Origin of the sequence: Agrobacterium albertimagni AOL15, assembly GCF_000300855.1 — a bacterium.
In the GTDB taxonomy this organism is placed as follows: domain Bacteria; phylum Pseudomonadota; class Alphaproteobacteria; order Rhizobiales; family Rhizobiaceae; genus Allorhizobium; species Allorhizobium albertimagni.
Genome location: NZ_ALJF01000006.1, coordinates 379058 through 391497, shown reverse-complemented (window position 1 = coordinate 391497; position 12440 = coordinate 379058). Strand labels below are relative to the sequence as shown.

Genomic DNA, 12440 nt, shown 5'->3' with positions numbered 1-12440 from the left:
GGTGGGTGTTCCTCGATTTTCGGGGCGGTTCGGTTCCAGCTGCAAGGCCTGCCGTATCTCGCCCAATTGCAAAGAGACCGGCGGTCACCCGCCGGTCGAATCATGAAGTACTCAAGCTGACAGCTTCTCGCGCATGAGCTTGTCATAGGCGGCGATCAGACGGTTGACGTCGACGCCGGTCTCCTGTGGTCCGAAGCTCAGATGGCTGACCGTAAAGTCAGAGTAGATGCATGTCGGACGTTCGAGGAAGGCCGGCAGGTCGACGGTCAGCATCTTCTCGTCATCGCCCTTGGCGAGCGCCATGTGCTGCAGATCGCGGCCGAGCCAGCCGATGAAGTTGATCGACTGGCGCTCCTGCCAATCAACGACCTTGGTGGGAAGCGGCAACTCCTTGTTCGGCGATGCCAGAAAGAAGTCGTGGAGTTTGTTGGCCTTGTCTGGATCGGTCCAGAGCGTGCCGCCGAAGCCACCCGGTGGACGCTCGAAATGGCCGAGCGAGGCGGGGAGCGCTCCGGAGACCTGCTGGAAGTGGGCGCAGACGCCATTGTTGACGACATTCGCCGAGGTCACGAAGTAATGCGGGTTCTTGCGGCGGTGATCGATGAAGCCAGCGAGGCCGTCGAGATCCAGATAGACGATGTCGTCGTCGCATTTCAGGAAGAGTGCGTCGGCGAAATCGGCAAGGCGACGGGCATAATACTGATAGGCTTGGAAATACGGCATCTGTTCGCCGGGATTCCCGACGTATCGGCGCACCGGCGCGTCGACATGGCAGAGTTCAAGCGTGGCCCCCCAGCCGCCGCGGACCATGACGTCGGCCCCAGCCGGCAGGGCGATGTCTGGCCAGCGACCAAGCACGACGCCGTTGACCGTCAGCTCGGGTGTCCCCGAGTGTTCGATGGAAATGATGACCTCGTTTGCCCGGCCGGGCGACAGCACGCTCGGGGTCAGCTTGGCCCATACAGTCGGTGCATCGCCTCGGTCGGCGTCATTGAGCCGAGCACGGGGCGCCTTACGGATGACGGACTGCTGATTGTTCCAGCCGCCAATGACGACCTCATAGAAGGTGTCCGGGTCATGCTTTGGCAAAATCGCCAGATGCAGGTCGTTGTTGATCCTCGCATCCATCCGCAGCGGAGACCGGGCGGAGACGGTCCCGCAGGCCTGGTAGCCGACGGCGTCGCTCATGAAGCGAAGCGGGCCGAATTCGCGCGTGACCCATTCGTGATCGGCAGCCGCGCGGGTGAAGTCCCAGATATGCCATTCGTCGATCAGACCATCGGCCATGGCCTTGCGGACATAGCTGTTGAGGATCTGCATCCGGTGTTCCCGGCCGGCAAAGGTCACAAGTATTACAGGCGCCACAATTCTCTCCCAGCCCAGTTCGGTCTTTGCCCGCAGTCGGTCGTCAATGCCGTCACGTCCACAGGCGCGTATCGGTCGGGACGGGGTGGAAGTCGTGCCAGGCGGAGATGCGGTCACGATAGCGCTTGCGATAGGCGGCCTCGTCTTCGAACTCCACTTCGGCCATCATCACTTCAGAGCCGATCTCGTAATACATCTCCATGTTGGAGAGATCCGGAACCGGCGTCTCGCCACGCTCGCGTTCGCCCTGCATCTGCCAGTAGAGTTCTTCCAGCCGGCGGACGAGGCGCGGGATGTCGCGAAGCGCGCAGGTTTCGCGCTGGGCCTGCAGGGAGCTTCGGATCCGCGACAGTTCCGTCTTGTCGTTCGCCAGCGCCACCGCCTTGCGGACGTAGTCGTCAGGGCTTGCGCAGATCAGTTCGGGAATGCCGGCCGATTTGACGATGCTGCTGCAGAAGCGCGAGGCGAAGCTTTTGCCCGGGAGCGTCAGCACGGGGAGACCCATGGTCAGGGCGTCCGAAGCGGTCGAATGAGCGCCGTAAGGGAAAGTGTCGAGGAAGAGATCGGCAATTGCGATACGGGCCAGATGGTTCGGGTTCGGCACCTTGGAGGCGAAGTAGAGGCGGGCCGGGTCGACACCTGCGGACTTCGCGAGGTCGCGCAGTCTCTGATTGACGGCATCGGAGCCACCGAGCAGCCAGAGAATACTGCCGGGGGTCGCAGTCAGGATGGCCATCCAGCGGGCAAACATCGGGCCCGTGATCTTCTGCATGCCGTTGAAGCAGGCGAAGACGAAGGCGTCTTCCGGCAAGCCGACCTCGCTGCGTGTCGGGCGCGGTCCGATCGCGCGCTTGCGGTCGACCGGCTGGTTGCAGGGAATGTGGAGCACCTTTTCGGTGTAGTAGAGTTCGTTGCCCGGCGGGATGATTTGCTCGTCGGCAATGATGTACTGATGGACCGGGCTCGCCATAGTGCCGGGATAGCCGCAGAAGTTCACGATGACCGGGGCAGGGCGGTAGGAGAAGATCTTCGTGCGGGCCAGCTTGGTATAGCCGTTGACGTCGATGAGGACGTCGATCTCGTCGGCCATGATCTGTTTGGCAGCATCGAGGTCCGAAAGCGCGGTGATATCGCGCCAGACATCGATGACGGCCTTCATCCGGTTTTGAGTCGCATCATTGGTGCGCGGTTCGCCGATGTAATAGGCGTAGACTTCGACAGATGTCTTGTCGTGCAGCTCGAGAACTTCGCTCAAGGCGAAGCCGACCGCATGGTCGCGCAGGTCCGAGGAGACGTAGCCGATGCGCAGACGCTGGCCGGTGTCGACCTTCTTGCGCGGAACCGGCTTGTTGAGATGTGCCGCATCCGGGCGGCCGGCGAGCATCTTGAAGTAACGATGGGCCTTGGCCATCTGGTAAAGCGGATCGTCGGCATAGCAGGCAAGCGGCAGCGGCGAGATCGAATCCAGCATCTGCCGCTTCGTCACATATTCCGATCCCTGGACGACCGGCCACTTGCATTGATGCTGGCGGACCGAGATCCAGTGCTGGCCTGCTTCAGGTTTGTCGGGACGCAGTTCGATTGCCTGCCAGAGCGCGGTCTCGGCATCCTCCAGAAGGCCGGCGCCTTCCATGACGCGGCCGATATGCTGCAGGGCCATCAGACGATGAACCGATTTGTCGGGGGTGATTTCGGCGGTCGATTCCACGTAGCTTCGCCACTGCTGGATCGCCTGGGCGCCCAGGCCGCAATCTTCATAGGTTCGCCCGAGATTAATGTGGGCCTGGCCCATCATCGGCTGGGCCTTCAGCGCCGCTTTCAATGCGTTGATCGCGCCCGCGCTGTCGCCCAGTTGCTTGAGCGTCACAGAATAGTTGAAGAAGGCGAGGTGAAGCAGCGGGCTTTGATCATTGAACGCCGTCCATGTCTTGTAGAGTTCGGCCGAAAGGGCGAACTGCCCGGCTGCCGACCACCGTTCCGCCAGTTGCAGGGCGTCGAGCAGCGAAAGCTGCTGGCGTCTCGACTTCTCCAGAGCGGCTGCGAGCTGGGCGTTCTGCTCCGGGGCGAATGCGGTATGTATCACCATCGACATGACATCTCTCATCGGCCAAGTGTGGCCGGGTTTCGTTCCCGCGCAGCGGCGTGTTAAAAAACTCCTAATCAGCCTAGCTTGCTTTGGGCTTGCGTGGTTGTAGCCCGCCTTATCTTAGGACTTGCCAAATCACTCGCTATTGACGATAGCATCCGAGGTTAAGAGGTGCCGTCGTAGCTTTCTGCCAAGAATAGACAGGTGAGTTCCGGGGGTGACTGTTAATAGAAAATTAGAGTGTGCGCCCTAATCATCTGGGCAAGACTCGTCTCATCGTATTTCTGTGTTTGCGGAAAGATGAGGCAAGGTCGTCTCCCGGGTCCGGGGGTAGACGTTCCAAAAGGTGTGGGAAGCAGAGATCAGCTCTGCATGCATGATGCCCTCTCCAACGCCAGGCTCGGTCGAGCCATGTTCCACTTAAAAACTTTCGTCCGTAAGGACACCGCACGGTAAGCGCGATCGATGTGCGCTTGCGTTCGGATTGTGGCCATTCGGGGTGCAGGATGCTCCCCGGGTCGCGTGGTGAGGCACCCGACGTGCTCCTCCGACCGGTGGCAAAGGAATGCAACGGCCAATCGCTAACGTTGAAGGCGCGCGTCAAATGACCTCGATTATCTCTTCTCTGAGCATCACCCAGATCAAGTCGCTGTCTACGGCGACCATCGCTTCCTTCACGAGCGACGACGTTGCTGCGCTGAGCTCCGCTCAGGTCGCCGCGCTATCGTCCAAACAGATTTCTGCCTTCCTGACCGATGATTTCGATCAGCTCGACGCAACCCAGCTCAGTGCGATCTCCAGTGCTGCCATCCGCGGCCTGACGATCGACCAGCTGTCTGTCATCGACAGCGCCAAGATGACGGCCCTGAGCAGCCGGCAGCTGGGTGCGCTGACATCCACGCAGATGACCGCCCTGACATCGGAGCAGTTCGCTGCTCTGACCACCGGCCAGCTCGCTTCGCTGAGCAGCGCCGCTCTTTCCGGTCTCCAGACTGACGATATCGCGACGCTGACCTCGGCGGAACTCGCCGTCATCAGCACCCGCGCTCTCAGCGGCCTCTCTACCGCCAACTTTGCCACTCTCGACTCCACCCAGCTTTCCGGCCTGACCTCCGGCCAGATCGCCGCGCTTTCGACCGCTGCCATCGCAATCCTGACCTCGGACCAGATCGACGGCCTGGACGCATCGCAGATCTCGGCCCTCAACTCGCGCCAGATTGCGGCACTTTCGACCGATGCTATCGCCTCCTTCTCCACTGACCAGATCGTCGCCCTGAACAGCCGGGCCCTGTCGGTGCTGAAGTCGACCCAGGTCGCGGCGCTTTCGACCGATCAGATCGGTGTTCTGACCACCGGTCAGCTTGCGTCGCTCACCTCGACGGCGGTCGCCGGCCTCGGCACGGACGACGTTGCCGCGCTCAGCTCCGACGGTGTGGCCGCCCTCAGCTCCAGAACGCTTGCCGCCCTTTCGACGACAAACTTCGCGGCACTCGGTTCCGGCCAGCTCGTCGGCCTGACCTCGGCGAAAATCGCCGGACTGACGGCGGCACAGATTGGCGTGTTGAGCTCCGATCAGGTTGATGGCCTTACGCCCGGCCAGATTGCGGGCCTGACCAGCGCTCAGATGAACGCGCTGACCGCGGATACGCTGGCCTCGTTCTCGACCGATCAGGTCGGTGCGCTCAGCAGCCGTGCGATCGGTGTCCTCAACTCCACCAAGGTAGCCGCACTGAGCAGCGACCAGGTCGCTGCCCTGTCCACCTTGCAGCTCGCTTCGCTGAGCTCTGCCGCCGTCAAGGGGCTGGAGACGGAAGATCTTGCGACCTTCACCTCGACGGAACTCGCAGCCCTCAACTCCCGTGCGCTCGCTGCTCTCTCCACCGACAACATCGCGAGCCTCACCTCCGCCCAGCTGACGGCTCTTTCGAGCGCCCAGATCGCCTCGCTGACAACGGCGCAGGTGGCTGTGCTCGACAGCGATCAGATTGACGGCCTCAGCGCCTCTCAGGTCGGAGCCCTGAGCTCTGCCCAGGTCATCGCGCTCGGTACGGACAATGTGGTCTCCCTCTCCACCGACCAGGTCGCTGCACTCAGCAGCCGCGCGGTGGGTGCGCTGACGGCAGCCCAGCTCACGGCCATGACGAGTGATCAGATCGAAGCCCTCGGCTCGGCGCAGATTGCCGCCCTTTCGTCGGCTGACCTGCTGGCCCTCTCCTCCGAAGACATCAACACCTTCACCACCGATGAATTCGCGATCATCAGTTCGGCCGCCATTCGTGGCATCGCCGCCTCCGTGATCAGCGAACTCTCGACCGACCTCATCGCTGCCATGAACACCCGTGCCGTGGCCGCGCTCTCGTCCGCTCAGGTCGCCGCCATGACCTCGGATCAGGTCGCAGCACTGTCGATCGGCCAGCTCGGAGCGCTGACCTCGGTTGCCGTTGCCGCCCTTGAAGCCGAGGATGTGGCCACCTTCTCCTCCACCGAACTTGCTGCCCTGCAGTCACGTTCGCTGGCGGCCCTGTCGACCGCCAACTTCGCCACCCTCGGTTCGGATCAGATCGTCGGTCTGACGTCCGCGCAGATCGCGGCTCTCTCGACGGTCCTCATCGGCTCGCTGACCAGCGGCCAGATCGACGGTTTGACCACGGGGCAGGTCGCGACATTCTCCTCTGCTCAGCTCGCCGCCATTAACACGGCCGGCATCGCGTCGATGACCACTGACCAGATCGGTGCTCTCAACACCCGAGCGCTCGCTTCGCTCAAGTCTGAACAGCTGAACGTCCTCACTTCCGACCAGTTTGCAGTGCTTGGAACCGCACAGCTGGCGGTCCTGTCGTCTGCTGCCATCCGGGGCCTCAACTCCGATGCCATCGGCACGCTCTCTTCGGCAGAACTGGCGGTCCTGAATTCTCGTACAATTGCCGCGCTCTCGACCGACAACCTGGCCCTGATCAGCTCTGACCAGATTGCAGGTCTGACGACCGCGCAGATGGCTTCGCTGTCATCCGCTCAGGTCGGCATCCTCTCCACCGATCAGATCGACGGTCTGACGGCCACACAGATCGCGACCCTGAGCAGCGCCCAGATCCGAGCCCTCGACGCTGACGCGATTGCATCCTTCACGACGGAACAGGTCGGTGCTATCAACAGCCGGGCCATTGCAAGCCTGTCCTCCGCCCAGCTTGGTGCGCTCGGCTCCGACCAGTTCGCCGCACTTGGAACCGCCCAGCTTGCGGCCCTGACATCTGCGGCCATCGTCGGTCTCGATAGCTCCGCCATCGACACGCTGACTTCGACCGAACTTGCGGCGCTGAATTCCAGAACTCTGGCAGCACTAACCACCAGCAACTTCGCCCTGCTCGACTCGGCTCAGTTGGCCGGCCTCACCACCGGTCAGGTAACCGCTCTCACCACGGCGCAGATCGAGACCCTGGTCAGTGATCAGCTGGATGGTCTGACTGCCGCCCTCATCGCGATGCTCTCCAGCTCGCAGGTCAAGGCGCTGACCACCGATGCCCTGGCATCGCTTGACACAGCCCAGGTGGCTTCGATCAGCAGCCGCGCCGTTGGCGCCCTCGGCTCTGACGCCATCGCCGCCCTGTCTTCCGATCAGATCGGTGTGCTGACGACAAGCCAGCTTGCGGCCCTGACATCCGCAGCGGTCGCCGGCCTTGCGACCGAGGACGTTGCAGCCTTCGAATCGACCGATCTGGCGGCTCTGAACTCTCGCACCCTGGCTGCCCTGTCGACGGACAACATTGCCGCCCTCAGCTCGCTCCAGCTGAGCGGACTGACGACCGGCCAGATTGCCGCCCTGACGACTAACCAGCTTGCGGTCCTCGACTCCGACCAGCTCGATGGTCTGTCCCCGACCCAGGCTGCGGCACTGACCTCCACCCAGATCCTTGCTCTGTCGAGCGACAACATCGCTTCGCTGTCGACCGATCAGGTGGCTGCCCTCAACTCCAGGGCCATCGGTGCCCTGACTTCGGAGCAGCTGGACGCCATGAGCACCGATCAGGTGGAAGCCCTGACGTCTGCGCAAATCATGGCGCTGAGCTCCTCTGACCTCGCGGCCTTGTCGTCCGACGATATCGCCACCTTCACGGCTGCCGAAATCGGGGTGATCAGCTCGGCCGCGATCTCCGGCCTGTCGACAGGCGCGATCGCTGGTCTCGATACGGACCAAGTCGCGGCGATCTCCAGCCGATCGGTCGGCGCCCTGAGCTCGGCCCAGATCGGAGCGCTCGATACGGCTCAGTTCGCCGCTCTGTCGACTGCCCAGCTTGCCCAGATCAGCTCTGCTGCGGTCGCCGGCCTTGGCACGGATGACCTTGCAACCCTCGACTCCGCTGAAATTGCGGTCCTGCAGAGCCGTACGATCGCAGCTCTCAGCACCGACAACTTCGTGGCACTCACCTCCAGCCAGCTGTCGGGTCTGACAAGCGGCCAGCTGGCATCGTTGACCACCAACCAGGTGTCACTGCTGACGAGCGATACGATCGCAGGTCTCTCCTCGGGCCAGATCGCTTCCCTGAACTCCAGGCAGGTTGCGGCTCTGTCGAACACTGCGCTCGCCGCGCTGACGTCTGAACAGCTTCCGGGTCTGTCGACCTCGGGTGTTGCCAGCCTGAACTCGGCCCAGATCGCAGCAATGACGTCTGACCAGTTCGACTACCTCTCGACGGCACAGATTGGAGCGATCAGCTCCGCCGGTGTCGCCGGCCTGTCGACCGAGGACATCGCGACCTTCGCACCGACGGACCTCGCCGCCCTCAACACCCGAGCGCTGGCTGCCCTGTCCACGGAGAACTTCGCAGCCCTCAACTCGACGCAGCTCGCCGGGATGACCTCCACCCAGGTGGCCGCCCTGACGACCGCCCAGATTGGGGTCCTGACCACTGACGACATCGATGGTCTGACGCCAGGACAGGCAGGAGCGCTGACGACTTCTCAGATCGCTGCCATGTCCACCGACAACCTTGCCTCCTTCTCGACGGAGCAGATTGCGGCACTCTCGAGCCGGGTCTTCGCAAGCCTCACCTCGGGGCAGGTGAAGGCACTCTCGACCGACCAGATCGACGTCTTGTCGTCCGGTCAGCTGGCATTGCTGAGCACCGCAGCGATCAGCGGCCTCGAAACCGAGGACATGGCGACCTTCTCATCGGCTGAACTCGGAGCTCTGAGCACGCGGACCATTGCGGCCCTGTCGACCGACAACTTTGCCGAACTGACCTCGGCTCAGCTGACCGGCCTCAGCGCCGCTCAGGTGGCTGCGATCAGCTCCGCTCAGGTGGGTGTCCTGAATTCGGACCAGATCGACGGTCTCTCCACAGGCCAGATCGCAGCACTGACCTCGAGCCAGATCCGCTCGCTGTCGACCGATAATCTGGCCTCCTTCTCCACCGACCAGGTGATGGCATTGAGCACCCGCGCCATTGCGGCCCTCTCTACCGACCAGCTGGTGGCGATGACCACGGACCAGATCGAGGCTCTGACACCGACCCAGGTGGCGGCTCTGAATTCGTCGGGCATCAACGCCCTGTCGAGCGAAGACCTGGCCGAGTTCTCGACCGACGACATTGCCGCGATCAACACGGCAGCTCTTGCTGGTCTCTCCACGCAGGACATCGACGATCTGACCAGCGATCAGCTGCGGGCCCTGACGTCCACACAGATCCAGGCACTGAAGGACGACCAGATCGCAGCGGTCATCGCAGCCTACCAGTCGCTCTGATCAGGGGAGGCGCTCGCCGCCTCTTCCACACATCGTTCGGAAAGCCCCACCCATTGCGGTGGGGCTTTTCGTTTGGGGCATGACGTGTTCGTCTCGTGCAGAGGTCGACCTTGAGTGACGATGCCTGCATCGGGACCCCGGTGTAGGCAGAGAGTCGGCACGGAAAAGCCCGCCAACTTGAAAGCTGACGGGCTTGAGCTGATGCCAAGGGGGCTGCATTTGCTGCCGGGTGGTATCTCCATCAGCCTTGCTACCGTCAGCCCCGAACCTTCGCGGCATCGCGGGCCAGGGCCTCGGCTGTTGCGCTCCGTCGATACCACATGGTGATGAAGGACGAGGTGATGACGATGAACAGGCTGTAGAGGATCGGGATAAACAGAACCTCCTGCTGCTGGATGCCTGTGAAGGAGAGTGTCACGATGAGTGCCGCCAGCGGCCCGTTCTGGATGCCTGTCTCGAGACTGATCGTGCGGGCACGGTTGCTGTCTTGGCGGAGCGCCCGGGCGAGCCAATAGCCGAGCAGCATGCCCGTCAGGCCGATGCCGACCGCCGCGATATAGACGGGGAAGGGGGTGTCGAGCAGCATCTGGTAATTGCGCGGCACCCAGGAGCCGATCAGGAAGAGGATGACGACGACACCGAGCAGCGAGCCGATCATCTCGATCGTCGCGCCGACGTTTGCGTTCATCTTCCGAAGAAACATGCCAAGCACGGTGGGCACGAGCAGTACCACGAGCACCTGCGCAACATTGCCGGCGGGGATCACGTATTCGCCGCCGAGGCCCGCGAGGCCGCTGTAGAAGCTGAGCAGGAAGGGGACGGTGGCGACGGCGACCAGCGTCGAGACCGTCGTCATCATGATCGACAGCGCCAGCACACCCTTCGAGAAATAGGCGAAGATGTTGCTTGTGGTGCCGCCCGGCATGCAGGCGATCAGGATCAGGCCGGCCGCCATACCGGCGGGCAGGCCGAGGGCGAGCGCGAGGCTGTAACCAAGGAAGGGCATGATCAGATACTGGCTGAGCAGCCCGATCAGGATGCCCTTGGGCTTGCGAAAGGCGATGAAGAAGTCGCGCCAGGTCATGGAGGCGCCCATGCCGAGCATGATCACCATCATCATGATGCCGAGAAGGGTGGTTTCAAGTTCCGTCAACATGCTGGCTGCCCCTCACTTCTTGAATTCGCTTTGCACTTCGGCCTTCAGATCCTTGCGCAGGATCTTGCCGATGGGCGTCTTGGGCAGGGTGTCGCGGAAGACGATGGATTTCGGCACCTTGTACTCGCTGAGCAGGGTCTTGCAGTGGCTGCGGATGGCGTCCTCTGTGAGGTCGCCGTCATGATCCGGGTTCTTGACGACATAGGCCCGGACGGCTTCGCCGGTCTTGGCGTCGGGAATGGCGACGACGGCGGCTTCGAGCACCGCATCCATCTTGGCGAGCGCATCCTCCACCTCGTTGGGATAGACGTTGAAGCCGGAGACGAGGACCAGATCCTTCTTGCGGTCGACGATCTTCAGGAAGCCTTCGTCATCCATGACGGCGATGTCGCCGGTCGCGAACCAGCCGTTCTGCAAGGCCGTCGCTGTTTCATCCGGACGCTGCCAGTAGCCGAGCATGACTTGGCGGCCGCGCACGAGAAGTTCTCCCGGCTCGCCCGACGGAACGAGCTTGCCGTCAGCATCGACCAGAATGACGTCGCAGCCCGGCACCGGAATGCCGATACTGCCGGATTTGGCACGATCATCCAGCGGATTGAAGCTGACCAGCGGTGAGGTTTCGCTGAGCCCGTAGCCTTCGGCGATTGGGGTCCCGGTCATCACCCGCCAGCGGGTAGCGACTGCCTCGTGAAGCGCCGTGCCGCCGGCGATTGCCGCACGCAACTTCCTGGGAGGATAGGCTGCGAACCATTCCTCGTTCATCAGGCCGTTGAACAGCGTGTTGACGCCGGTGATCCAGGTGATCGGGTAGTTCTCGATCGCCCGCTGAAGGTTTTGGACCGGGCGGGGCGAGGGGATCAGGATGTTGCGCGCCCCAAGTTCAAAGAACGTCATCAGGTTCGCGGTGAAGGCGAAGATGTGATAGAGCGGAAGCGCCGTCAGCACCTGATCTTCGCGGGCCATCACGCCGCCGGATACCGCGCGCACCTGGTCGAGATTGGTCAGGATATTGCCATGGGTGAGCATGGCACCCTTGGCGACGCCGGTGGTGCCTCCCGTATATTGCAGAAGCGCGAGGTCGTCGGGGCCCGACGAGGCCCACATGGCTTTCACGTCGGCGCTGTGGGTCCTTCCCTTGGCGAGCGCTTCCTTGATCCGCAGGACCGGAACGCCGATGTTCGGGATAGGCGGGAGAACCTTGTTCCAGACCTTCTGGACGCCGCGAATGATGATCTCGGGCAGCTTCGGGAAGAATTCAGGCACGCCGGCTAGAACAACGGTCTTGATTCCCGTCTTCGGCACAACTTCCGCCAGCTTGTCGGCGAACATGTCGACAATCACCAGCGCCTTGGCCCCGGAATCGTTGAACTGATGGATCATTTCGCTCGGCGTATAGAGCGGGTTGGTGTTGACGAGAATGCAGCCGGCCTTGAAGACGCCGAAGGCGACCACCGGATAGGGCAGGCCGTTCGGCAGCTGCACGGCAACCCGGTCGCCGGCGCGCAGGCCGCAATCATGGTGCAAGAAAGCCGCGAAGGCATCCGACATCTCGCCGACCTGATCATAGGTCAGGCTGCCGTTCATGCCGTTCGGCACGACGCAGGTGAACGCCTTGCGCGGGCCGTTCTCGGCGCAGGAGCGATCCACCAATTCGGCGATGCTGCGGTAGCGAAGGTCGCCCAGTTCCTGCGGGATGCCTGTGCCGTAAGCCGCCAGCCACGGGCGTGGCGGCGTGAAGGTGTGTTCCATGTTTCCTCCCCCAGAGCGCTCTTCGGCGCTTCACCGTCGAGGGGCCGGGTGCAAATGCGATTCCGGTTCCCTCTAACGTGTGGAGGATGGATTTCTCCTGGCTCAAAGTCCAGCGTTTTCCGGGGCTTGGTCGGATAGCTGGGCCGACGAGTGCGGCCGTGCTCGGGAAAACCCCATCACGTCCGCGTTATCGGATTGGGGGCTGCCTGCGGCCGCCGGCAGGGAAAGACCCGGGCGAGCCTATACGATTGGCCGACAAGTGACGGAACGCCTCGGCCTTTCGTGACGCCCTTGACAGTCCTTCCCGCTTCATCATCAGGGAGATTGCGATCATTCGCTGCAGG

The 12440-nt window shown here is 62.6% G+C and carries 5 protein-coding genes; 1 reads left to right on the top strand and 4 read right to left on the bottom strand.

Annotated elements, in window-relative coordinates; translation table 11 throughout:
• Positions 1-111 precede the first annotated feature (111 nt).
• Positions 112-1365, bottom strand: a complete 1254-nt coding sequence (locus QWE_RS08920; protein WP_040299770.1) for a DUF6250 domain-containing protein — start codon at positions 1363-1365, stop codon at positions 112-114.
• Between the two features lie 52 nt (positions 1366-1417).
• Positions 1418-3451, bottom strand: a complete 2034-nt coding sequence (locus tag QWE_RS08915; protein ID WP_040299861.1) for an O-linked N-acetylglucosamine transferase, SPINDLY family protein — start codon at positions 3449-3451, stop codon at positions 1418-1420.
• A 604-nt stretch (positions 3452-4055) separates the two neighbouring features.
• On the opposite strand from QWE_RS08915, the gene QWE_RS08910 reads away from it, so the two are divergent.
• On the top strand, positions 4056-9191 hold the full coding sequence (locus QWE_RS08910; protein ID WP_006725779.1) for a beta strand repeat-containing protein: 5136 nt from the start codon (positions 4056-4058) through the stop codon (positions 9189-9191).
• Between the two features lie 256 nt (positions 9192-9447).
• Here the strand turns inward: QWE_RS08910 and QWE_RS08905 are convergent, their stop codons facing one another.
• A complete protein-coding gene (locus QWE_RS08905) occupies positions 9448-10347 on the bottom strand; it encodes a bile acid:sodium symporter family protein (protein WP_006725778.1) in 900 nt (299 codons plus the stop codon).
• Positions 10348-10359: 12 nt separating this feature from the next.
• Positions 10360-12096 carry an AMP-binding protein gene (locus tag QWE_RS08900; protein ID WP_006725777.1) on the bottom strand — a complete coding sequence of 579 codons (1737 nt, stop codon included), beginning with the start codon at positions 12094-12096 and terminating at the stop codon, positions 10360-10362.
• Positions 12097-12440 lie beyond the last annotated feature (344 nt).